The sequence below is a fragment of the Microcoleus sp. C2D2 genome, from assembly GCF_036702495.1.
Taxonomy (GTDB): Bacteria; Cyanobacteriota; Cyanobacteriia; order Cyanobacteriales; family Microcoleaceae; genus Microcoleus.
On record NZ_JAUBTO010000012.1, the window covers coordinates 14,045 to 35,491 of the forward strand.

A 21,447-nucleotide genomic window follows, 5' to 3' on the forward strand; every position below is an offset into this window, starting at 1 on the left:
CTGTATTAAATCCTGCCCGTCTCTGTATTAAATCCTGCCCGTCTCTGTATTAAATCCTGCCCGTCTCTGTATTAAATCCTGCCCGTCTCTGTATTAAATTTAGATGCGTAGCAGCTTATAAATTCAAGATTTCCCAATAGCTATAAGCCCGCTTGAGGGTGAGTTTTGTAACTTGAAGGGAAAAGCTGATTCATACCGTGAATCAGCAACGCCCAAAGTTCGATCGTAGCTCAGTCGGCTGCAAGTGCTGTCTGCGCTCAAGAGAGAGATCAAAACTGTCACTAAATCTAACTATCTGCACGCTTATAATTCATCACCAAATCCAACCGCGATAAAGAACTTGTCGCTGATTCCCGCACATAAGAATCCACCGATTCATCATTCGCAAATGTGGTAAGAACTTCTACACAACGTCGATCGCCCACAGAAGCAAGAGCATTGACGATCGCCACTTGTACCGCCACATTATCCGTTGTATTCAGCGACTCCACCAAAATATCAAAAGCAGAGGAACCCATCTGGCCCAAGGCCATCACAGAAGCAATATTAACCACAGGATTCGGATCGTCGATCGCCTTTTTTAATCCCTGCAAGCCCGCCTCAGGAAACGGCAAATCTGGATAATTAATCGCAATTTGTGCCAATACCTTCGCCGCACTCCCTCGCACAGTCACATTATCACTGTGTAACAATGCCTCAACCACCGATGGCACAGCATCTTCACCAATCACGCCCAAGGCTTTTACCGCCGCCCGACGATAGGTGACATCTTCTTCATCTAAAATGCCCACCAGTCGAGAAATTGTATTTTCATCGCGGGAATCGGCAATTTCAAACATTGCCCGCTCGCGCAGATGAGGATTCGGGTGTTTTAGTTGTTCAAACAAAGCATCTGTTGTCATAATTTTTGTGGTTTTATAGCAGTTGACAGTTGACAGTTGACAGTTGACAGTTGACAGTTGATAGTTGACAGTTGTATGGCGGTTCGATCGCGTGGTGAGGTATGCCCTATGCCCTATGCCCTATGCCCTATGCCCTATGCCCTATTCCCTATTCCCTATTAAGATAGTCCGGATGTTACAGAAGTATGAGCATCTACTTTAGCTCGAACCAACCAATCTGGGTCGGCCGCAGCGATTTCATAACCCGTGAGATCGCCAAGTTTTTCTAGTGCCATTAATGCAGCATACTTCAAATCCCAGATTTTAGTTTCCAGACAGGCTTTCAATTCTGGAATAGCACGTTTTTCTCCCAGTTCCCCCAGGGCGATCGCCGCCCCAGCACGGGATTTCTGAAACTGGGGTTGGGAGTTATGCAAAGCTTCCAATAACAAATCATAGGCTGGAGAATGTTTTAACCAACCAAACAATTTTACCACATGAAAATGCGCTCCATAGTCATTATTTGCTTCTTCAGCAAAGGTCGCAAACAGAGCGGCTGGTGCCTCCTCTGAGTAATTTTCAAGTATCGTTTTAGCCGCTAAATAGCAACGTCCAAAATCCGTTTCATATAACTGGTGAATCAGAAACGGTAAATCTGGTAAGTTTTCATAACTGTGTACTAAATCTAAATCCCCTGGATAGTCTCTTAAGGTTTGTTCCAAATACGGCTGAATGGAGGCAAAGATAAGGGTTTTGTCAGCAATTCCTGCTTCGGCTAACATCCTAATTCCTCTGAGCCGAAAGACTAAAGAAACCGGACATCTGGCAATATTGCCAATTGCATCGTAGTAACGCGCATCTATCAAATCCTGAATAGATAATCTGCGCCCAAGGACATTTTTGTGTTGCAACATCGCCACAACTTTTCCCATTTGAGAAAAGTCTCTGGTTAAGCGACAAATTGCGGCGATCGCAGCACTAGCAGTCGGCGGGTCAATATCATCGACAAATCTGCGAATTCTGGCTACCGCTGGCTGATAATCTAATTTAGTCAGGGTGTGGATAATTACCCGGTAGGTTTGTCCCGGTTTATCCAGCAATTGAGCAATTTCGGCTAAAATATCAGGATCTTGAGTGCCAATTTCGCCGATCGCCCAAACGGCATTTTCCACCGTGTAGCAGTCATCATCCGCCAGACAGGTGCGAATCACCGGCAATGCTTGCACAGCTTGCAGTCTTCCCAAGGTTTCCACCGATTTGCGGCGCACAATCCGGTTGTCCAGCACCGGATCGGTTTGTTGTACTGCTCGCATCAGTGCTGCGATCGATCGATCTGTTGAGAAATTGATCAAGTGGGAAGCAGCTATGTAGCGGGAATCCTCTTCACCGATTTCAGCTTGGGGCGTATCTAAAAGGGCGATCGCCTGGTCTTCCGTTAAATTAAAAAAACTAAAAAAGCGTTTATCCATAAAATTAGCACTCTGCAATAACTATAATATGATATGCCTATTAAAACACAATAACAAGCCTAAGAATTCTTTACCCTTACCCCACCAAAATCGGTAAAGCAACGAGCCAAGAGTTCCTAGACTTGTTGGGTAGAAACTACCCAGTCACGACATTACAAACCTGTCAGTTAATTAGGACAGGGAGTTGATCGCGTAGTCAAGAAGAGCATTGTACTCAGTCAAAGCTTGAGGAGACAAATCGCGAGGAGCGCAACCGCGGTTGCGAGCAAAGCTCAATGCTTCAACGTAAGGAGCAGTAGGCAAGCCCAAAGCGCGATAAACTTCGCGTTGACCAGCAATACCCCATTCGTCCAGAGGGCCTGTGCCGCCAACAACTAAGCTGTATTGGATCAAGCGCAGGTAGTGCTTGACGTCACGATGGCATTTTGCTTTGAAAGTATCGGTGGAATTAGCTTCACCAGCATTGTTCAGGTAAGGATACTTCTTGATGCAAGCATCATAAGCTTCTTTAGCAACTGCGTCGAGGTTGCTGCCGAGCTTTTCAGCAGCTTCTAAACGAGCAGCTGAGCGTTGGATAGAACCTTGAACTGATTCTAGATCTGAGGTGCTAGGGAAGCGGCCTGCTGCATCAGCAGAGGCGATAGCGGTGGTGAGAACTGATTTCATTTCCTAAATCTCCTAAAGTGATTTTGACAGTGAGCGTAGTTTCTATTTTGCTGAGCGAATTGCGATTAGCAATGGACTAGCTCAGTGCAGAACTGACGCGGTCGAAGTAGCTGGAAGCTTCGGCAACGAGCGTCGCGCAACGATCTTCAACTAAGGTAGGTCCCATTTTCCGCAACTTAGCACCAGCAAATTTTTCGCTGGGGTTGTCTTGGATGTGAGCAGCGACTTGAGCCTTCATGATTTGAACGGCACGCACGGTGGAGGTGGTGGGCACGCCCAAAGCTGCGTAGGTTTCTTTCAAACCATTCAAGCAACGGTCATCAAGAACAGAAGCATCACCAGCCAACAAAGCGTAGGTGACATAGCGCAGAATGATTTCTGCATCGCGCAAGCAAGCAGCCATGCGGCGGTTAGGATAGCAGTTACCACCAGCTTGAATCAAGCCTTGGTTTTCGCAGATCATACCGGCAACAGCATCAGAAACCATGCAGCTAGCGTTGCTGGCGATCGCGTTTACAGCATCCAAGCGTCGGTTGCCGCTGGCAACAAATTCTCTGAGGGCAGCAATATCACCGACGGTCGAGGTGCTGGCATCGGCTGAAACTACAGCTCTTGAAAAAGCGTCAAGCATTGAGTTCTCCTTAACTTAGAAAAATTATTTTTGATCGGAGTTGGTCAACTTGGTGACTAACTTGATGGTTTTGAATATATCTCTGGGGTGTTCCCTTTGTCTCCTTCCTGAGAAACAAAGTAACAATTTGTTACTTTTGTTGCTAAAAGCACTTTTTTTCGAGGACAGGGGCGCAAAAAGTGGAGTTCTGAAGACAAGAATATTTTGGCTCTTGCCCCTGTACAATGTTTTCCATGAACAATATTAAGCAGTTTGTTGAAAATTCTCTAGGACGGTGGCGATCGCAGCGCAGCGCCCATCATTTGACATTCAGACACTTTGAAGCTGTGCAGTCAGTCATTGATATCGTTGCTATCTCACCGGACGATCCGGCCGTAATTGAGCTCTGCCAATTGTATAAGGTTGACCCATCCCAAGCCGTAATCCCTTTTCAAATGAGTTGGGAGGGTGAGTCAGATTGGGATGAGAATTCTGAAGTTAAGGGGACTTGTATTCTTGTACCAATCCCCGATCCAAATGTGCCTAATCGTGGTAAATTATTACGAGATCGAGGTTATGCTGAAACTATGGCCGCAGCAAGTGACTATCACATCACAGAGGATGGAACTTTTGTGCTGTTGACTAGCTACGATCGCGCCGCAGCCGAAGAAAAAATCTGGTTTGCTAATCCTAATTTACGGTTTCGTGTTTCCCTAATTAAAACCAGTGGAGGAAGTGGGGTAGTAACAGCCTCATTTTCCTCAGAGATTCGTTCGCTTTCCGGGAATTAGTTAATTGCTAATTTCCCTCAAACTTTCTTCTACCTTCTTCTTAGCTTATGAATTCAGTTAAAAGCAATGATTTAATCACTTTAGCTCAGTGGATGGCTGGGGATTTTAGCAACAATCAACAATCCTTTGATAACCCCAAACAATTTGCCCATATTCGGATATTTTTTCGTCCCTTACCCTTTGAATTTTTCAATGCCATTGGCTTTTACTCTGAACAGGTCTACGACCACGATCTGTGGACTCCCTATCGTCAGGGAGTTCATCGCTTAATTGACCAGGGAGATCAAATTTATATTGAAAATTATAGCCTCGAAGACCCAATACAGTACGCCGGAGCCGCACGAGAATTAAGCATTCTCAAAACTATTAAACCAGATAGTCTGCAACGACGCTATCACTGTTCCATGATTTTTAAACGAGACGGCCAAATGTTTCGAGGCAGTGTGGAACCTGGAAACCTTTGTCTCATTGAAAAAAGAGGTTGTTCAACCTACCTAGTTAGTGAGGTAGAGATTACAGAAACAACTTGGAGTAGCCTCGATCGAGGTCTGGATGTGAATACTCATCAACAGGTTTGGGGTTCGGCTTTTGGCTCTCTACATTTTGAAAAGCGTCAAAGTTTTGCCACTGAGTTACCTCACATCTTATAGCTTATCCGCTTACTAATTTCAACTCACATTCGCCATATATTACAATCCTTCATTTCGTACTACAGGAAACTGATTGCAAGGAGAGACTCCGAGCCAATATCTCGACCTCTTTCTGTACTACAAATAAGCTTCCAAATCAGGTCTAATGTTAACTTATGTTAAGTTTTCTAATAGAACGTCTAAGTATGGTAGTTTTTCATGTAATACAATTGTGGAGATTTTTTCAATGGTTTTTGGACCTGCATCTCGACTTGGAGTCAGTTTATTTGAAGAAACACCCCGTTTAGAACTGACGCCAGGACGTTCAGAAGAAGAAGTAGAAACCATTATTCGTGCCGTTTATCGGCAAGTTTTGGGTAATGCTTACGTCATGGAAAGTGAACGAGCGACGATTCCTGAATCCAAATTAAAAAGTGGTGAACTCAGCGTGCGCGCATTTGTCCGCGCTCTGGCAAAATCAGACGCTTACCGCTCTCGCTTTTTCGATACTTCTCCTCGCTATCGGTTTATTGAACTCAATTTCAAACATCTTCTAGGTCGGGCTCCTGATGGCTTAGAAGAAATGAGAGCACACAGCACCATTTTAGATACTGAAGGCTTCGAGGCAGAAATTGATTCTTACCTCGACAGCGATGAATACCAAAATGCCTACGGGGAAAATATCGTTCCCTATTACCGAGGCTACAAAACCCAGCCAGGACAAAATATGGTTGGGTTTACTCATCTGTTTGCTCTGTTGCGGGGAGCTTCCAGTAGCGACCTCAAAGGCAGTCTTTCAGGAAAATCCCCTGTTCTGAATAAATTTGTGATTCAGCAAACCCCCGTACCGATAGTTCCCCCTTCAGGTGGTGCAGTTGGAGATGGTTGGGCATTCCAAGAGTCTGCTATTAATTCACGTACTCGTGCTGGATTAGGCAGCTCAACAGAAGGCAAAGTTTATCGCATTACTGTGACTGGATATCGTTCTTCAGCAGCGACTGGGATCAACCGAGTCTCTAAATTTCGCTCTAGCAATCAAGCCTATCTCGTACCCTTTGAAAGGCTCTCGCAAGAATATCAACGCATCCACAAACAAGGCGGCGTAATTTCCAGCATTACTGCTGTCAACTAACAACCGCTCAAACTTCTGCCTTAACGACTTGGGGAATTATCTCCCTGAGCGTGTTTTTGACAATCCCTAATTCCCTGTTTTGAAAGGTTATTTTTTCTTAGGAGAAACTCAATGAGTGTCGTTTTAGATGCGCCAGTAGAACTTTGGCCTACCAGCAGCTCCGAGGATAAACAGGCGGTAATTCGCGCTGTTTACAAGCAAGTGTTGGGCAATCCCCATGTCATGGAAAGTGAACGCCTGACGAGTGCAGAATCCAAGTTGTGCGATGGCACGATAACGGTACGAGAATTTGTCCGCGCTGTGGCTAAATCTGACTTTTATCGCAGTCGGTATTTTGAATCCTGCGCTCCTTACCGCTTTGTCGAGCTAAACTTCAAACATTTGTTGGGTCGCGCTCCTTTAGCTCAAGAGGAACTTTCTGAGCATATTTGTCGGTGTACCCAAGAAGGCTACGAGGCAGAAATTGATTCTTACCTCGATAGTCCAGAATATCAGGAAAAATTTGGCGAGAATACAGTCCCTTATTATAAAGGGGCCAAAAGTCAAGTCGGACAAAAGCAAATCGGCTATAATCGCACCCTTTCCCTGTATCAAGGTTATGCAGGAGTTGATAGTGCTTTTACCGCTTCTCGCTTAGTAGACTCTGTGGCTGGCAATAGCGGTAAAAAGATTACTTTACCAACAACAGGCGGTCGGATCAGCGCTTACAAAGATGCTACCGAAAAGACCTTCAAGATTTTAGTCAAGGGGTCTAAATTTGATAGTCCTCGCCGAGTAAGTAACACTGAATATCTTGTATCCGGTGCGAATATGACTCCGCAAATTCAGCGCATTCATCGTGCAGGCGGCAAAATTGTCAGCATCACAGAAGTTGCTTGAGGCATAGAGTGATTCGCGGGTAGAGAAGTAAAGATGTGCTTCTCTACCCTCTCGGAAACCATCGCGATTTTTATCTTATCCCCTCGCAATTATGAAAGCGATAACGATAGAAACAGATAGTGTTCCTCTGTCTAGATAACAGATGCGATCGCATCTGTTAAGCTATTTCAACCAACAGTAACATCTTTTGACAGTCTCAATCAAACTTTAATTAACTTTAATTAACGTTAGGAAAAAACAATGTCTAGTTTAACAGCAGCTTTCCTCAGTGACCCAGTAGAACTGCGAGCCAATGCAACGGAAGACGATTTACAAGTCGTCATTCGTGCTGCTTACCGACAGGTGTTAGGAAATGCTCACTTGATGGAAAGTCAGCGTCTCACCAGTGCCGAATCATTGCTTCGCAATCGTGATATTACGGTGCGTGATTTTGTCAGACAAGTGGCAAAATCCGACCTGTATCAGTCGCTATTTTTTAACACCAATTCTGCCTATCGGTTCATCGAGTTAAACTGCAAGCATTTGCTTGGTCGCGCTCCTTTAGAACAGACGGAGATTTCGGCTCACGTCCAAATTTGTAACGGTCAAGGCTATGAAGCCGAAATCGATTCTTATATAGATAGTGACGATTACATCCAGAACTTTGGTGAGAATATTGTGCCTTATCCTCGGAGCATTCGCAGCCAAACTGGTATCAAGAATGTCGGGTTTAATCGGATGCTTTCTTTGCTCCGAGGCTCAGCTACTAGCGATAGCAGTAATCAAGCTCAATTAATTGCTACGGTTGCGAGCAATCTGCCTCAGAAAATCAAACTTTCTAGCGTTGGTACCAGTGGAGCCTCTAGCACAACTGGTAAACGTTTTCGGATTACTGCTGCTAAGTCTGGTGGTGCTAATGTCAGATTGAGCAATATCAGCTATGAAGTCAGCTATGCTCAAATGTCTAAGCAAATTAAAAATATTCAGAAAATGGGAGGCAAAATTCTCAGTATTACTGAAGTTGGCTAAATTTACCTAGACTTCACCTTTGTCTTCCTTTAAGTTTCGTATCTCCTACTTTCTCTAGAGCGAGTTTATTATTCGCTCTTTTTCTCTGTCCACCTTGAAAATAAAAATAAATCACTCGGTTTTCAAGCTGAGTATCTTAAAGATGCTACCCCCAATAGCTTGTAAAAAAATGCAGGCTTGGATCAGAAGTCGTCACCTAATTTTTTCCGGTCAATTGCTAATTTTTGAAACTTTAGACTATCCAGCAGTTGAGCGATTTGAGGAATGTGTTAACATTCTAGGAGGGTGCTTAATTTCTGTTGAACCAGGCAAACGACTTTGGATGGGAAATCATCGACAAGTGATTCTCTATCAGGCTAAAGCCAGTTTGCATACACCTCATCATGAACTGCGACAATATTGGTTCAAGTACGGCTGTTTTCAGACTCGATTCGATCAAAGAGCTTAGCACTAACAACCGCCAAGGTTATTAAGTGTTAAAATCTCTTTGGTTATTTGCACAATTAGGAACTTTTTGGTTAAAATAAAGAAAAATTATACTTTGTTGTGCTTATGGATATTCACGAAATCGAAACGTCTCTGAACAATCCTGATTTTCAGTATCGACTCAAGGCGGTCGCGGCTCTCAAGGATTATCAACCAGAGATTGCCGTTCCCTTGCTCAAGGGCAAACTCGATGACCCGGAATTCTTAGTACGTTCCTTTGTCAGCCGGGCATTTGGGACACAACAAACCGCCGATTCCTTCGCCGCATTGCTCCAAATCATGAAATTTGATAATACGCCGAATGTGCGAGCTGAGGCTGCTAATTCTCTTTCGCTTTTTGGTCGATGTGCTGCATCTCATTTAGTCTTGACTTTTTTTCAGGATGACCACTGGTTAGTTCGTCGTAGTATTCTGGCTGTTTTGGTTGATATGGAGTGCGAAAGCGAACTCTTTGAGGTCTGTATGGAAGCCTTAGCTGGTGAAGATATGACCACCCAGGAAGCCGCTGTGGATGCACTTGGTACATTAGCCGGAACTAATCAGGAACAGGCTGCACTTTCTCAGTTATTAATGCTGGCTAATTCTGAGTCTGAACGTATGCGTCAGCACGTCGCATCTGCTTTGCAACATTTTGACGATCCGCAGGCTAAGGAAATTTTAAGTCAACTTGGGCAAGACTCAAATCATCGAGTCGTTGCTACTGCTTTAGAAAATCTGCTTTAGAGAATAAATAGTAAGAAATCTGATACTGTGAGAGTAGATTAAGCTTGACTAAAAGTTTTTAACCCAGTGATTAAATGGTCAAAATAGAGACTCAATAAATCCCGCTCTTCAAAATTAAATTGCTGCAAGCTAACTGTTTTCAACTGTTCTAGTCCACAGAGCATCGCCGAAATAGGAACCCGCAATTCTTGATAGAGTAGCTCCATGTTTTTGAGTCCTTCTTGGCTCGTAAATTGAGGACTGTTACCTGCAATTCCATAGGTGATACAGCGTAGGAACTGCCAAAAATCTCGCCAACAGGCTTCAGCACGTTCGGGAGGATAAAGGTCATTACCAAGCTCAGTGATATGGGGAAAGTCGGCTAATACCTTTTTCCTCGCATCAGCAACAAGATTAGGAGCTTGCTCTCGCAATAATCTGGCTTTTTCTAGCATTAAAGACAGATTAGGAGCAAGATTTTTAATGCGTTCTAAATCCTCATCTGTGAGATATCGACTTTGATTGTCAGCCTCTTGAAAAATGGCAATTACTTCATCTGAATATAAGTTTTTCCAACTGGCAAAACTGACTATTCTGGCTTGGGGAATTAATTGCTTTGCTCTTTCACTTAATTGCATAGTCATTAAATTACACATAGTTTACTAGCATAGACTAAAATTATGAGAAATTTTGTTAAGATTTATTACAGTTACAGCAGTTTAATGATGGTTGGTACAAGCTTTTTCTTGGGAATCCTGAGCGCACAACAGAATTTCGTAACGAAATATTACTTTGTTTGTCAAAAACAGAGACAAGATTTAAGGCAATCCCTTATGATTGTGTTTTGAGGGAAAGATTGAAGGAGCTAAATTTTAATCTATGTTTAAGCCGTTTCAGGAATTCTTAGAAAAAGAACTGTTTGGACGTTTTGCTCTAGAGAGTCGTCCCATTCCCTCTGGGTTGGAATCGGTGGTGAGTGAAAGAGGCAAAAATCCCGCCACGATTCAAAGTTGGTGCTATCAATGTCCCGAATTGCGAAAGATTCGTTACACCTACATTGATGCTGGAGAAACGGCACAAATTTTCAATAGTGTCATTTATCCGAATTATAATTACGATCTGCCCTTACTAGGAATTGATTTTTTAGCCTTTGGACAGAAGAAAATCTTGGTTGTCTTGGATTTTCAACCTTTATTCCGCGATGAAGCCTATCTAGACAAATATATCGGGCCAATGAGCGCACTTAAGGAGAAATACAAAGATTTAACGCAAGACTTAGAAATGAAGTTTTACGATGCGAACCAGTATTTTTCCAAGAACTTGCTATTTGCTAAAACTGATGCAGAAACGGTTGTAACTCGTTTGTTTCCTGCCTATCAAGAATATGTCGAGTTGTATTGGCAAATGCTAGAGCAAGCCTCTGGGCTTAACACTCCCGAAGAGATTCAGCGGATTGTGAAGGCACAGAAAGATTACGATCAGTATAGTGCGGAACGCGATCCAGCATCAGGGCTATTCGGCAGCTATTTTGGGCATGAATGGTCAGAGCGATTTCTGTACGAGTTTTTGTTTGAAGATGCTGTTCCCTTAGCAGTTCCAGCGGGGGTAAGATAAGTTAAAAATGACTCTTTATCAGCCTTTCTTAGATTACGCTATCCCACTTCTCAAAGAACGACTTGACTTGGCGCCCTATCCCATTCCCGCAGGTTTTGAACGGAAAGAATCTCTAACTGGGAAGGGGAAAAAAGAGCAGTTGGTTATGACGACAAGTCATGCTTTTAAGTCCTCAAAATTACGGCAAATTCGGGCGGCTCATGTTGAGGGTGGTGATGCTCTCCAGGTACTTAATTTTGTGATTTTTCCCCAGTTAAATTATGACGTGCCTTTTTTTGGGGCGGACTTAGTAACCTTGCCGGGGGGACATTTAATTGCTTTAGATATGCAGCCTCTTTTTCACGATGCGACTTATCAGAAGCAATACTCAGAGCCGATTTTACCGATTTTCAACACTTATCAAAAGGAGTTGCCTTGGGGAGGAGATTTTCCTGACGAGGCAAAACCTTTCTTTTCTCCTGCTTTTCTTTGGACTCGTCCCAAGGAAACAGTGGCTGTGCAAACTACGGTCTTTGAAGCTTTTAAGGATTATCTTCAAGCTTATCTCGATTTGGTTGAGCAAGCGCAACCTGTCACAGATAGTCAGCGACTTGGAGAGATTCTTGAGGCACAGCGACGTTATATTAATTATCGTGCTGCCAAAGATCCGGCGAGGGGGATGTTTACGCGGTTCTATGGTGAGGAGTGGACTGAGGAATATATTCACGGTTTTCTGTTCGATTTAGAACGCCACCTTCTTGAAGTTCCACAATCAGTGTAAATTTATCCTACCTGAGAGCCAAGACTCTGAGCGGTATTGTTACGAGTAAAAGTATTCCAAGTTCCTAATTCTTTAGGATCGCGACTACAAAGCATGGCTTTCATCTCTTGGGTGAGTCCTTGTGCTAGGGTAAAATCTGCGCCAGCAATACTTTTTAATTGCTCTAAATTTGCCCCGGTTAAGTCAGCCGCTCGTAAATCCGCTCCTTGTAATTCGACTCCAATTAAGATAGCATTCCGTAAATAAGCACCAGTCAGAAAGGCATTCTGAAGACTCGCCCCACTTAAGGCTGCTCCCTCTAAATTTGCCCCAGTTAAATCGGCTCCACTGAGATAAGCACCTCGCAGATTGCAGCCGTGTAAATCTGCGCCTCTGAGGTAAGCTGTATTCAGAAAAGCTCCACTGAGATTGGCTTGGGGACCAAGAGCTCCCGAATTTTTGTAATTGAATCCTTCTGGCCACAGGGTATGAGCATCATATTGAGCGAATTTTAATTTTGCCTCTTGTAGCTTGGCATCGACTAAATTACAGCCCTGTAAATCTGCACGAAAAAGATAGCTTTCTTGTAAATTCGCTCCACTCAAATTGGCATCTCTGAGATTGGCCCTTCGTAAATCAACTCCTTTGAGATTTGCCCCTTGCAAATTGGTTTGACTGAGGTTTGCCCCTATCAAGTTTGCTCCACTGAAATCAATACCAGATAAATCCATCTTGCTGAGGTTGATTCCCGGGAGGTTGGTTTGAGCTAGACTTTTGCCTTGCTGAATGGCTGGTAAGATTTCTGTTGGCGAAAGGGGTTGGGAGAGGAAAGATGAGTGTTGACGGGGTGACATTATATTTTTCTGAAAATTTATTGATCGAGTTGCTCAAATTTGTCCTGTGTCATTTATCCTAGAATTTGAAGGATTCCAGACTGACGTTTGTTTATTTTTCTTAACCAAAATCAGATCGGATTCCCAGTTCGGCTAAGCTCAGGTCAAAGCCTAAATATCGGTTTTTCAAGGAGCTTTGTCTCAATGCCTCTGATTCCTATAGCTAATTTGACACAGAAATGCTGCTAACACCACCTATGACTATGATGGATTTCTTTCGCAAGAGTGAGGGCGTTTGGTTTACTCAGCGAACAGTCCATAATTTTGATACTGCTGCGGCTGATGAGTCGGGAGAATCCAATGTCATCGTTGATGTCTTGTCAACAGATGATCCCAGAATTTTAGACGTTTGTCAACAGCAGAATGTGGATCCCGCTTTAGTTAGTGGGGGATGCAGTTTTATGTGGCAGGATAATTTAGATGATACTGTCCCTAACGAAAACTATGCTGCTATTCTTGTAGATGTGCCTAATCCTAGTAATCCGAGAACGGGCAAGTTTCTGCGAAATCGAGGCTATGTTGAAGGTATTCCGGTCATCGGTGTTTACCATTTTGCGGATGATGGGGTGTTGACTATTGAGACGGAATATGAGACTAATCAAGGACAGGAACGCTGTTGGTTTATTAACGATCATTTTCGGGTACGGGTGATGACTGTGCAGATGATCAATGGGGTTAAACAAATGGCATACTGTTCTGAGCGTCGTTGTGTTTCTCACTCTGCTTTAGAAGAGATGTTAGAACACAATCGCTTGAGGTTTTCTGGGGTGGGTGTGCTGTCACCTTAAAGCACTAATATCCCGGCGATTGCAATCGGGCGCGGCTGCACACACAAAGTCGAAATATCCCGGTGATTGAAATTGCGGTAAGATAAACAAAAAATATCCGGGCGATTGCAATCGCGGCTACACACACAAATTTTCCCGAGGCGGACTAATTATTAAAGTATCAAAACTATGTCTGAAAACGAAGAATTTAATCCATCGGATTCTGATAATGATGAAACTGTTGCTAATTCAAGAGAGACTAATGTTGAAGAAGTGGCAGAAGTAATTGCTGAATTTGAGAAATATCGCGAACGTTTGGTTAATGAAACGATGGCTGCGGCACAAAAGGCAAAATTACCTCAGAAGGCGGCGATGGCTAAGATTGAGCCGGAACTTGCTAAGATTGATGCTGGACTGGAGAATCTTCGCGCTCACTTGGCGGCTCTAACTACTAATAATTAGGTGATGATGATGGTCAATTCTAATGCTCAAGCGGAGGCCGATCCAATTTTATTGGCTCAGACTGAAACAGATGTTTTACTGGGAAGGGTTACGGAACAAATAGATTTAGATACTTTCGATGCTAATGATGCGGAAACTTTGCACCTTCTGGTTGAATCTTTGGGCGATACGCGGGGGATGACTCGACTGCGCTGTGCGGAAACTTTGGCTGAAATTGGTGAAGTGGCGACTCCTTTTTTGTTAGATGCTTTGGCAAATCATGTTAATCCGGTTGTGCGGCGTGCTTCTGCTAAAACTCTGACTTTGATTGCCGATCCGACTGCGGTTCCTCATTTAATTCATGCTTTGTTGAACGATGAGGATACTGTGGTTAAGGGTTCATCAATTGGGGCGTTGGCGAGGATTGGGGAACCGTCTGTGCAGGCTTTGTTGGATATTTTAGGGTCAACTGATTTGCCTGAGAGTACGATCGGTCATGCGGCTTGGGCGTTGGCTTTTATTGGGGCGGGGGCGAAGGAGTATTTGTATCGGGCGATCGCGTCTGATTCGCCTGTGGTGCGCGGTGCGGTGGTGGGTGCGATCGCGAAGGTTGCACAGGAAGAACCGAAGGATGAATTATTCGAGATTTTGGTTAAGTCTCTGACGGATGTTGATGTTGATGTGCGTTGTGAGGCGGCGGCGGCTTTAGGAAATCTGGCTTATAAACCTGCAATTCCTAATCTGATTGAGTTGCTGGATAGTGGTGATGGGGAAACTCGTAGGGCGGCGGCTTTGTCGTTGATGAAAGTGGGCGATCGGGCTGCGATCGAACCGCTACAAGCTGCATTGGAAAAAGAGTCGGAAGCGGCGGTTCAAGGTGTGATTAAGTTGGCCATTTCTCAAATTAAGTAACTAAAAGTATGACTGAATCGGGAACGGGGCGGATGTTGCTTTCTCATAATTTTGATATGCCCGAGGGTGTTTTTCCCACTTTAAGTAGGGAAGAATTTACTCGGGTATTTGCTGAGGGTTTAAGTCAATATCCTGAGATTAAGTGTCGTCAATTAAATCACGGTCATTGGATGGTAGAAGTTTTATTTTCTACTGATGCTTTTTCTCCGCCTCAAGTGGGAGAATTTTGTGCTCAAAGTTTGGTGGATAAGCGGATGAGTCAGGGGAAAACTGATGATTCTTTTCCTGATATTTTGATTTTAGCGGGGTTAAAGAAGACTCCGCCTTTGACTAGCGATGCTGATGCGTTGCAAACGGGAGAATGGGGGGTGGATGTGGTGGAAACTCAGTCTGCTGAGAGTTTTTTGATGGCGATGGGGTGGGAGGAGAAAACGGGGGGGAAAAGTATTGAGGATGTTTTTAAGGTTGAAAGGAGAAAAGGGTAACGGGTTACAGGTTGTTGGAAAACTAAGAGCTAAGTCCCAAAAGACTGATTTTGATGTTGGCCAGGATATTATCTATCTCCCTCCGATCAAAAAATTGAATTGAAGGTAATGCGGGGAACTGATTTTCAGCATATTTTCTGGACAGTCATGATTATCAGTCATTGCCTCCCGTGTTGGTTTCTTATGAATATTGATATTTCTGATAGTGACAAATCGATAGACATAAGCATCAAGGAATTGCTTTGCAGACCAAAATTCTTTGCCAATTTTCTGACAATACGCGACAAAACACTGTGCACCTTTAAGTTGCTGAATAATTTTCCATTCTGGGCTTGTTGTAGGTTTTGCCTTCATCTCAATACAAAGGATAACTTTTTTCTTACCAGTATCAGCAATTATCACAAAATCTGCACGTTTGCATTCACCTTTTGAACCACAAAATATCGCTTCAGGTGATGTAAAATCATCTACTTTAATGATAATAACTTGATCGTCATTGGGCATTCCACGAATTGTCACAAAGCAGTTGGGGAGAGCGGGTTCTGTGAGTTTCACTTGCTTTTTGCCATAGCTATCTTCTACCAATGGCACTGTAGCACTTTGTTTAATCATCTCTTTGAGGATAGCAATATCAGACATTAATCCTTACCCCAGACAATCGCTTCCTGAATCCGGTTCATAGTCTCAATAGTTGTATCAAAACTGCGAGCTTCAATACCCATTTCTGGATCAATATCTGCTGGTGTCAGGGTTTGACATTGAGTTTTTCTTTTCTTCCCTTCTAAAAGGATTGATGCTTTTTCTGCAATATAAACTTTAATTTTTTCAGCCGAGATCAGTTCCACTTCGCGATAACCTTCTTCTTCAGCAATTCGCTTCAGATGAGGTTTATCATGGTTAAGCATAATCAAAGTATTTAGTTCTTTAATAATGTAATCGCTATGGGTAGTTATAAACACTTTAATGCCTAGATTTACCAGTCTGGCAAATAGCCGTGCGATGCGGCGCTGATTTTCAGGATGTAGATTCAATTCAGGTTCATCTACCATCAATAAATCGCCAATTTGAGCCTCATGTTTCAGGTAAAAACCGATGTCTAATAGAGAACGCACAGCACTAGAACTTTGATTTATAGAAAGCTTGAGCTGTTTATCTTTTTTCGGCACATAATAAAGCTCATCGTTTCGGGTGACAGTATAATCACCGCCTATGATATCAGCAAAATATGTCAATACATCGGGATGGTTTTTAGCAATAAAACTGGTTATTCTAACAATATTTTCAATTTCTCTGGTAAAATCTACATTCGTCTTAATCGGCAGAGCATAATCCTCAGAAATATTGAATGAAAGCTCCATTGGATTAATATTATTGTTAAGTTGACCCATTTCTTCAAGCAATCGATTGCGGGCAAAGTTTAACTCTTTACGAAAAATTGCAGCCCCAGTACGTTCTACACTAGCTATGAAAGGGCGAGGAATAATTTTAGCAAAAATAATGTCTTTCAGTGTATTAGCAATGGTAATTTTAAGTATCTCGTTGGGAATTTTTACCCTTTCTTTATCCACTAGCAGAGTGATCACTAATTCTCTACTACCTTCACTTTTTATCAGCGAGAATATTTGGGCATTGGCAGATCCTATTGTTCGCTCAAATCTGTCTGCAAAACTAATATTTTTTAGATCTATACTTACCTCAAAGTCTGTGTCTTTAAATCGTTCAGTCGGTGCTGCAAAAATCTGAGGCAATCGCTGTGTGTAGGCATTACAAGCTATAGCAACTATTTGTTCAAGTTCAACCTGATTGACATATTCTTGTAGATCAAGACGAATTACTCCGTCAGTAAGGAGTTGCTGAATTTTATCGTCTTTGATTTTGATTGAAAATATTTGTTGCCAAGTAAACAAAAAGCCAAATAGTGCATAAGTAGCGTAGGTTTTACCAGTATTATTGCCACCACAAATAATTGTTAGGTCGCCAAGGGTGAATTCGGCTTGCTTTAAAACACCAAGATTTTTGACTTTGACTTTCATAAATATTTTGCTAAAATGACAACTTACGATTTCATTTTACAGTATTAGAAGCATTAATTATACCAAATTTTTACCCATCGTCAACTCCTGCTGCTGAACAGGAATACAAATCTCAAACTCCGTCCCTTTTTCTGGCGTGGAAAAACACCTAAGCGTCCCACCATGTTTTTCAGTAATAATCTGATAACTAATCGCCATTCCCATTCCTGTTCCCTTCCCTACAGGCTTTGTTGTAAAAAATGGATTGAATATCTGTGTTTGAATTGATTCTGGAATTCCATTGCCATTATCGGCGATCGCAATTTTAACCCATTGCGAATCTACCACCGAGGTAGAAATTGTAATACAACATGGGTGCTTCTCGAGCGAGCAAGCTACCTGTTGAGTATTTATTTCTTCGAGTGCATCAATAGCGTTTGCCAAAATATTCATAAATACTTGGTTAAGTTGTCCGGCACAACACTCAACTAGCGGTAAATCACCATAGTCTCGAATGACTTTAATTTCTAGATTTTCTAGCCCCGCTTTGAGACGATGTTGCAAAATTAATAGGGTGCTATCAATTCCTTCATGGATATCAACTTCTTTAAATTCTGACTCATCCATCCTGGAAAAATTGCGGAGTGACAGCACAATCTGGCGAATGCGATCGGTCCCAATTCTCATTGAACTCAGAATTTTAGGTAAATCATATTGCAAAAAATCCAGGTCAATATTTTCTACTTCTTTCTCAATTTCGCCAATTGGGTTTGGATAATGCTTTTGATATAGGTGTACCAAATTTAATAGACTCTCAGCATAATATTGTACATGAATTAGGTTGCCATGAATGAAGCAGACCGGATTGTTAATTTCATGGGCTACTCCTGCAACTAATTGCCCCAAGGATGAGATTTTTTCGGTCTGAATCAGTTGGGTTTGCGTTCGTTTTAAATTCTCAAGTGCCTGCTCTAGCTGCTGAGATTTGTCTCGTTCTCTGGCTTCGCTATCGCGTAATGTGACTTCTATTTGTTTCCGTTGAGCTATTTCGGCGGTGAGTTGGTCGTGGATTTCCAATTGTCGGAATACTTCCTCAAATGTGCTTGCTAAAAATTGAATTTCGTTAGCTGGAATTGTCTTTGGCATAGGAAAAATGCCTGTTTTTTTACTTTGAGAAACTGCTTCGTTTAAGTCGCGCAAGGGCTGCAATACATTCTTCTGAAGGAGTATCCCCATGATTAACAAAATTGTGATGATGCCAACTAGCAATGACAAAGTTGAGGTAATGAAGGTTCTGTCGGCTGCTTGCTTCATTTGGTTGAGATCGAGTAGCACGATCGCCACTCCCCGTCGTTGAGATGCGCCAAACAAGGTACTACTAAAAGGCAGAATTTGTGCGATCGCAGGCTGGTTGTCCACGACGATATCTTGCCTGACTTCAATGCCTGCGGTTGCCGCCCGATCGATCGCGATCGCGAGTTGTGGATAGATCGAAGTGTATGGCCCATTAGTCGTATTCTGAGGACTGCGGGCGATCGCCATTCCAGATGGATCGACAATCGCAATTTCCAGCACACCGGGCATGGTGGCAAAATTTTGCACAACCCGTCGCAGAATGCTTTTATTCTTTAACTCTAGTAAGCCTTCTGTAGAAAACTCCAGAGATTGTGTAATTGATTGAGCCCGGTTATGAACTTGCGTTTGTAAGTCAGACTGCATCAGCCGATAGTTAAGTCCCAGAGTTGCCAGTCCAACTGTGGTAATCGACAACCCAACGCTAACCAGCAAGCGCTGCGACAAGCTATGGGGATGCAGGAATTTCGTCATAATTTTTATTCATTGATTGCTGTAGTTACGATCTCAGTGTTAATCTCCACATCCTGACGCGGCATCCGTCCGGCACGAGGGTCAGATTTTAATAGTTCAGCCATTTGAGCGATCGCCTCTGGCAACCTACCAGACAGAAACATCTTCTGCTGCATGGCAATGTCACCCTTTTTCAGACCAGCGTAATCTTTAGCAAAAGCCTCTCCCTTCTGTCCCAGGTTTTGAGCAACTTTTTGAAACACGACCTTAGGCTTTGTTTCCACCGCACTCATAATATCAAACCAAGCCATAATAAATTGCTTCAATTCAGCTTTTTTATTGTGAATAATAGTTGACCGAGAAACCAAGGTATCAATAACTAAACTATCAAATTCCTGAGTGGTAAAAATAATATTCCCCTTGATTGCTTGGGCAGTTTCGCCTAGAAGCGGTTGCCAGAGCACGGCGGCATCTAAACGTCCCTGCTGCATCAAATTAACCGCTGTTTCGTTAGAAATATCTTCAATCTTGACGTCTGCGGGTTTAATCTGGTGCAACTTGAGGGCTTCCAATAAAATCAGATGATTCACTGTTCCCAGTTTCGCTCCGACTCTTTTACCGCGAAGGTTTGCCACTGACTTGATTGCAGGTTGAGCAACAATACCATCAGCCCCGTGAGAAATATTTGTTACCATCAGCACGACAGGCTTGTCACTACCCGAATCAGACTGCACCACATCCCACAAAGAGACAAAAGTCGCGTCTAGAGTACCGCGCAGCATGGCGCGAGTCGAATCTTGTTGATTCTCAAATCGAATGAGTTGCACGTCCAATCCGCGCTGTTTGAATAAGCCTGCTTCCTGAGCATAAAGTACAATATCAAATCCTGCCCAACTGGTGATGCCAACGCGCAAAGGAGCTAATTGTTGTGGTGCAAGGCTACAAGCATTCACAATCAGGCTAACCGCCAGTGTCAAAACGCAGAGGACACTGAGCGATCGCCATTTCGTTAAGGTCAACCAACACCTGCGCAATAATTGTCTAGTCCCGGTCTGAGCTTTGCCACTCATCTATGCAGCCTCAACGCTGTTGTTTGTCGATGATAGCAAGAACTTTTCTGGATGTCATTACCTGAAAAAACGCCCAAAACAAATGTAAAATAGAACTATTCTATTCGCGTATAATTCATTACCAAATTCAACCAAAATCAAGAAATCGCCGCTGATTCCCGCACATCAGAATTCACCGATTCATCTGTCGGCAAATGTGGTGAGAAATTCTACAGTACGCCGATATTGCGATGCGAATCGCTTCCGGGAGTTGAGGGGTTCGTTGCTGTGGCGGTTCCTGGGCTGCTGCAATCCACGGTTCATTCATATCAATTCCGGTTGCATTGGAATGATTAAACCGCAGAGTACGCTCTTAACGCAGAGTCAGAGAAGAGAGAGATGAATAATTTCGATGCTAACGGATTTGATATCACATGGGAAAATTCCGTCCAAGATCGCGATCGGTAACGATATTAGCCGGATGAGAATGCTTCGGAGCCTCAACGAATTCCCCCAAACCGCATTTTTAAACTTAATTTGGGGGTTTTCTTGCTATGTTTTTTGCCTGTCAGAGCGCGATCGAATCAAAACTTGTTCGGTGCGATCGCCCTTGACCAATATCGGACTCTTCGCAGAATAATCAGGCTAGAAACTAATATCGATTCCGGTTGCACTCCTTATCATTGTTGACTGTTGACTGTTGGCTGTTGACTGTTGACTGTTGACTAATGACTAATGACTGATGACTAATGACTAATGACTGATGACTAATGACTAACATTGAAGGGCGATCGCTCTACTGGTATTTTTAAAGTATTGGGTATTGCGATCGCGAGCTAAGGGCTCGGTTCAGTGGCATACCGCCCCGCAAGACCCCGAACACACAGGCAGAAACAGGGCGGGCTTTCCGCTGCACGCTCATTGTTCGGCGACTGTTGATAACTTCTAGCTCATTTGAGCGAGGTTAATCAATTGTGCCAAAGTGGATAAGTGCTGCACTGTTGCAAAGAAGGGAGTAAAGATTGCATCTTGCGTCATTTCTAACTCTCAAGCTTGCTCATTCTGATGGTTGGTGGGTGATAAAATGCGCGATGTGCTGTGTACAAGGGTTGAAGAAACATAGAGGAGCGAAAATCCAATCAGAGGATGGAACACCTCTAGATGGAGTGGCGTTTTGAGATGAATGCTGACAAATTGCAGCCCGAGCAGCACAGGTAAAGTGGCAGCGAGATGTCGTATTTTGCGTGAGAATGGGGCGAGCGATGACCATCCCCATAATATTAATGACAATCCACCATAGCCTCGCACTAGCCAAACATGAATATTCCACCAGGAAGGGTCATTGAAGTAGGCAACTCCAACTGTTAATAACTGAGCAATCAAGCAGAGGTTAAAGACGATTGAAGTTGTATAAAAACCTATCTGTACCCAATGTGTGGGAGTACGACCGCGATCGATTTCCGAAGTTGTGCTCAT

Annotated in this window: 25 protein-coding genes; 14 read left to right on the forward strand and 11 right to left on the reverse strand. The window is 43.2% G+C overall.

Translation table 11 applies throughout. The features are described from left to right. Nucleotides 1-287: 287 nt before the first annotated feature. The 4 genes from QUB61_RS06570 to cpeB form a co-directional block, all read right to left on the reverse strand. A complete protein-coding gene (locus tag QUB61_RS06570; protein WP_333125570.1) occupies nt 288-902 on the reverse strand; it encodes a HEAT repeat domain-containing protein in 615 nt (204 codons plus the stop codon). A gap of 158 nt (nt 903-1,060) precedes the next feature. Beyond that, on the reverse strand, nt 1,061-2,350 hold the full coding sequence (locus tag QUB61_RS06575) for a HEAT repeat domain-containing protein (RefSeq protein WP_333125567.1): 1,290 nt from the start codon (nt 2,348-2,350) through the stop codon (nt 1,061-1,063). A gap of 171 nt (nt 2,351-2,521) precedes the next feature. Continuing rightward, complete coding sequence (locus QUB61_RS06580; protein WP_333125565.1) at nt 2,522-3,016, reverse strand: bleomycin hydrolase; 495 nt, start codon at nt 3,014-3,016, stop codon at nt 2,522-2,524. A 76-nt stretch (nt 3,017-3,092) separates the two neighbouring features. Further along, a complete protein-coding gene (gene cpeB / locus QUB61_RS06585) occupies nt 3,093-3,647 on the reverse strand; it encodes a C-phycoerythrin subunit beta (protein ID WP_333125562.1) in 555 nt (184 codons plus the stop codon). Between the two features lie 233 nt (nt 3,648-3,880). Between cpeB and QUB61_RS06590 the strand changes: the two genes are divergently transcribed. The 7 genes from QUB61_RS06590 (at nt 3,881) to QUB61_RS06620 (ending at nt 9,274) form a co-directional block, all read left to right on the forward strand. After that, nucleotides 3,881-4,417 carry a phycobiliprotein lyase gene (locus QUB61_RS06590; protein ID WP_333125559.1) on the forward strand — a complete coding sequence of 179 codons (537 nt, stop codon included), beginning with the start codon at nt 3,881-3,883 and terminating at the stop codon, nt 4,415-4,417. Nucleotides 4,418-4,464: 47 nt separating this feature from the next. After that, nucleotides 4,465-5,067 carry a chromophore lyase CpcT/CpeT gene (locus QUB61_RS06595; RefSeq protein ID WP_333125557.1) on the forward strand — a complete coding sequence of 201 codons (603 nt, stop codon included), beginning with the start codon at nt 4,465-4,467 and terminating at the stop codon, nt 5,065-5,067. A gap of 226 nt (nt 5,068-5,293) precedes the next feature. After that, nucleotides 5,294-6,178, forward strand: a complete 885-nt coding sequence (locus QUB61_RS06600) for a phycobilisome linker polypeptide (protein WP_333125555.1) — start codon at nt 5,294-5,296, stop codon at nt 6,176-6,178. A gap of 111 nt (nt 6,179-6,289) precedes the next feature. Beyond that, the gene (locus QUB61_RS06605; protein WP_333125552.1) at nt 6,290-7,057 is read left to right on the forward strand and encodes a phycobilisome rod-core linker polypeptide; all 768 of its coding nucleotides are present in this window, start codon (nt 6,290-6,292) and stop codon (nt 7,055-7,057) included. 240 nt (nt 7,058-7,297) lie between these two features. Beyond that, the gene (locus tag QUB61_RS06610) at nt 7,298-8,065 is read left to right on the forward strand and encodes a phycobilisome rod-core linker polypeptide (protein WP_333125549.1); all 768 of its coding nucleotides are present in this window, start codon (nt 7,298-7,300) and stop codon (nt 8,063-8,065) included. A 142-nt stretch (nt 8,066-8,207) separates the two neighbouring features. Next, nucleotides 8,208-8,513, forward strand: coding sequence for a CpeR family transcriptional regulator (locus QUB61_RS06615; RefSeq protein WP_172186505.1), 306 nt, complete (start codon nt 8,208-8,210; stop codon nt 8,511-8,513). 104 nt (nt 8,514-8,617) lie between these two features. Next, a complete protein-coding gene (locus tag QUB61_RS06620; RefSeq protein ID WP_333125546.1) occupies nt 8,618-9,274 on the forward strand; it encodes a HEAT repeat domain-containing protein in 657 nt (218 codons plus the stop codon). Between the two features lie 38 nt (nt 9,275-9,312). Here the strand turns inward: QUB61_RS06620 and QUB61_RS06625 are convergent, their stop codons facing one another. Further along, on the reverse strand, nt 9,313-9,891 hold the full coding sequence (locus QUB61_RS06625) for a phycobilisome protein (RefSeq protein WP_333125542.1): 579 nt from the start codon (nt 9,889-9,891) through the stop codon (nt 9,313-9,315). Between the two features lie 241 nt (nt 9,892-10,132). Here QUB61_RS06625 and QUB61_RS06630 point away from each other — a divergent pair, with 241 nt between their 5' ends. Together QUB61_RS06630 and QUB61_RS06635 are read left to right on the forward strand one after the other, a co-directional pair. Then, nucleotides 10,133-10,867 carry a 15,16-dihydrobiliverdin:ferredoxin oxidoreductase gene (locus tag QUB61_RS06630; RefSeq protein WP_333125539.1) on the forward strand — a complete coding sequence of 245 codons (735 nt, stop codon included), beginning with the start codon at nt 10,133-10,135 and terminating at the stop codon, nt 10,865-10,867. A gap of 7 nt (nt 10,868-10,874) precedes the next feature. After that, nucleotides 10,875-11,627: a phycoerythrobilin:ferredoxin oxidoreductase gene (locus QUB61_RS06635; RefSeq protein WP_333125536.1), complete on the forward strand. Its 753-nt coding sequence runs from the start codon at nt 10,875-10,877 to the stop codon at nt 11,625-11,627. A 2-nt stretch (nt 11,628-11,629) separates the two neighbouring features. Here the strand turns inward: QUB61_RS06635 and QUB61_RS06640 are convergent, their stop codons facing one another. Continuing rightward, nucleotides 11,630-12,460: a pentapeptide repeat-containing protein gene (locus QUB61_RS06640; RefSeq protein ID WP_333125533.1), complete on the reverse strand. Its 831-nt coding sequence runs from the start codon at nt 12,458-12,460 to the stop codon at nt 11,630-11,632. Nucleotides 12,461-12,678: 218 nt separating this feature from the next. Here QUB61_RS06640 and QUB61_RS06645 point away from each other — a divergent pair, with 218 nt between their 5' ends. From QUB61_RS06645 to QUB61_RS06660, 4 genes are all read left to right on the forward strand, one after another. Next, complete coding sequence (locus tag QUB61_RS06645) at nt 12,679-13,287, forward strand: phycobiliprotein lyase (protein WP_333125530.1); 609 nt, start codon at nt 12,679-12,681, stop codon at nt 13,285-13,287. 168 nt (nt 13,288-13,455) lie between these two features. Then, on the forward strand, nt 13,456-13,728 hold the full coding sequence (locus QUB61_RS06650) for a hypothetical protein (protein ID WP_333125528.1): 273 nt from the start codon (nt 13,456-13,458) through the stop codon (nt 13,726-13,728). A gap of 3 nt (nt 13,729-13,731) precedes the next feature. Continuing rightward, nucleotides 13,732-14,619 (forward strand): HEAT repeat domain-containing protein, encoded by an 888-nt coding sequence (locus tag QUB61_RS06655; RefSeq protein WP_333125526.1) that lies wholly within the window; start codon nt 13,732-13,734, stop codon nt 14,617-14,619. Between the two features lie 8 nt (nt 14,620-14,627). After that, the gene (locus QUB61_RS06660) at nt 14,628-15,104 is read left to right on the forward strand and encodes a DUF2656 domain-containing protein (RefSeq protein ID WP_333125524.1); all 477 of its coding nucleotides are present in this window, start codon (nt 14,628-14,630) and stop codon (nt 15,102-15,104) included. Nucleotides 15,105-15,176: 72 nt separating this feature from the next. Here the strand turns inward: QUB61_RS06660 and QUB61_RS06665 are convergent, their stop codons facing one another. From QUB61_RS06665 to QUB61_RS06680, 4 genes are read right to left on the reverse strand one after another with little or no spacing between them, the layout of a single operon-like run. Continuing rightward, nucleotides 15,177-15,743, reverse strand: a complete 567-nt coding sequence (locus tag QUB61_RS06665; protein ID WP_333125521.1) for a hypothetical protein — start codon at nt 15,741-15,743, stop codon at nt 15,177-15,179. Beyond that, nucleotides 15,743-17,137, reverse strand: a complete 1,395-nt coding sequence (locus QUB61_RS06670; protein ID WP_333125518.1) for an ATP-binding protein — start codon at nt 17,135-17,137, stop codon at nt 15,743-15,745. The genes QUB61_RS06665 and QUB61_RS06670 overlap by 1 nt, the downstream gene beginning before the upstream one ends. A 57-nt stretch (nt 17,138-17,194) precedes the next feature. Next, on the reverse strand, nt 17,195-18,943 hold the full coding sequence (locus QUB61_RS06675) for an ATP-binding protein (protein ID WP_333125514.1): 1,749 nt from the start codon (nt 18,941-18,943) through the stop codon (nt 17,195-17,197). A gap of 5 nt (nt 18,944-18,948) precedes the next feature. Beyond that, nucleotides 18,949-19,941 (reverse strand): ABC transporter substrate-binding protein, encoded by a 993-nt coding sequence (locus QUB61_RS06680; RefSeq protein WP_333125511.1) that lies wholly within the window; start codon nt 19,939-19,941, stop codon nt 18,949-18,951. Nucleotides 19,942-20,383: 442 nt separating this feature from the next. Between QUB61_RS06680 and QUB61_RS06685 the strand changes: the two genes are divergently transcribed. Then, entirely contained in the window at nt 20,384-20,611 is a 228-nt protein-coding gene (locus QUB61_RS06685; RefSeq protein ID WP_333125509.1) for a hypothetical protein, read from the forward strand. A gap of 407 nt (nt 20,612-21,018) precedes the next feature. On the opposite strand, the gene QUB61_RS06690 is transcribed toward QUB61_RS06685, so the two are convergent. After that, nucleotides 21,019-21,447: a DUF6220 domain-containing protein gene (locus QUB61_RS06690; protein WP_333125506.1), complete on the reverse strand. Its 429-nt coding sequence runs from the start codon at nt 21,445-21,447 to the stop codon at nt 21,019-21,021.

Bases quoted from the DNA above. Each gene is read 5' to 3' on its own strand.
- QUB61_RS06570 (WP_333125570.1), bottom strand. From the start codon at position 902: ATGACAACAGATGCTTTGTTTGAACAACTAAAACACCCGAATCCTCAT.
- QUB61_RS06575 (WP_333125567.1), bottom strand. From the start codon at position 2,350: ATGGATAAACGCTTTTTTAGTTTTTTTAATTTAACGGAAGACCAGGCG.
- QUB61_RS06580 (WP_333125565.1), bottom strand. From the start codon at position 3,016: ATGAAATCAGTTCTCACCACCGCTATCGCCTCTGCTGATGCAGCAGGC.
- cpeB (WP_333125562.1), bottom strand. From the start codon at position 3,647: ATGCTTGACGCTTTTTCAAGAGCTGTAGTTTCAGCCGATGCCAGCACC.
- QUB61_RS06590 (WP_333125559.1), top strand. From the start codon at position 3,881: ATGAACAATATTAAGCAGTTTGTTGAAAATTCTCTAGGACGGTGGCGA.
- QUB61_RS06595 (WP_333125557.1), top strand. From the start codon at position 4,465: ATGAATTCAGTTAAAAGCAATGATTTAATCACTTTAGCTCAGTGGATG.
- QUB61_RS06600 (WP_333125555.1), top strand. From the start codon at position 5,294: ATGGTTTTTGGACCTGCATCTCGACTTGGAGTCAGTTTATTTGAAGAA.
- QUB61_RS06605 (WP_333125552.1), top strand. From the start codon at position 6,290: ATGAGTGTCGTTTTAGATGCGCCAGTAGAACTTTGGCCTACCAGCAGC.
- QUB61_RS06610 (WP_333125549.1), top strand. From the start codon at position 7,298: ATGTCTAGTTTAACAGCAGCTTTCCTCAGTGACCCAGTAGAACTGCGA.
- QUB61_RS06615 (WP_172186505.1), top strand. From the start codon at position 8,208: ATGCTACCCCCAATAGCTTGTAAAAAAATGCAGGCTTGGATCAGAAGT.
- QUB61_RS06620 (WP_333125546.1), top strand. From the start codon at position 8,618: ATGGATATTCACGAAATCGAAACGTCTCTGAACAATCCTGATTTTCAG.
- QUB61_RS06625 (WP_333125542.1), bottom strand. From the start codon at position 9,891: ATGCAATTAAGTGAAAGAGCAAAGCAATTAATTCCCCAAGCCAGAATA.
- QUB61_RS06630 (WP_333125539.1), top strand. From the start codon at position 10,133: ATGTTTAAGCCGTTTCAGGAATTCTTAGAAAAAGAACTGTTTGGACGT.
- QUB61_RS06635 (WP_333125536.1), top strand. From the start codon at position 10,875: ATGACTCTTTATCAGCCTTTCTTAGATTACGCTATCCCACTTCTCAAA.
- QUB61_RS06640 (WP_333125533.1), bottom strand. From the start codon at position 12,460: ATGTCACCCCGTCAACACTCATCTTTCCTCTCCCAACCCCTTTCGCCA.
- QUB61_RS06645 (WP_333125530.1), top strand. From the start codon at position 12,679: ATGCTGCTAACACCACCTATGACTATGATGGATTTCTTTCGCAAGAGT.
- QUB61_RS06650 (WP_333125528.1), top strand. From the start codon at position 13,456: ATGTCTGAAAACGAAGAATTTAATCCATCGGATTCTGATAATGATGAA.
- QUB61_RS06655 (WP_333125526.1), top strand. From the start codon at position 13,732: ATGATGATGGTCAATTCTAATGCTCAAGCGGAGGCCGATCCAATTTTA.
- QUB61_RS06660 (WP_333125524.1), top strand. From the start codon at position 14,628: ATGACTGAATCGGGAACGGGGCGGATGTTGCTTTCTCATAATTTTGAT.
- QUB61_RS06665 (WP_333125521.1), bottom strand. From the start codon at position 15,743: ATGTCTGATATTGCTATCCTCAAAGAGATGATTAAACAAAGTGCTACA.
- QUB61_RS06670 (WP_333125518.1), bottom strand. From the start codon at position 17,137: ATGAAAGTCAAAGTCAAAAATCTTGGTGTTTTAAAGCAAGCCGAATTC.
- QUB61_RS06675 (WP_333125514.1), bottom strand. From the start codon at position 18,943: ATGACGAAATTCCTGCATCCCCATAGCTTGTCGCAGCGCTTGCTGGTT.
- QUB61_RS06685 (WP_333125509.1), top strand. From the start codon at position 20,384: ATGCTAACGGATTTGATATCACATGGGAAAATTCCGTCCAAGATCGCG.
- QUB61_RS06690 (WP_333125506.1), bottom strand. From the start codon at position 21,447: ATGAGCACAACTTCGGAAATCGATCGCGGTCGTACTCCCACACATTGG.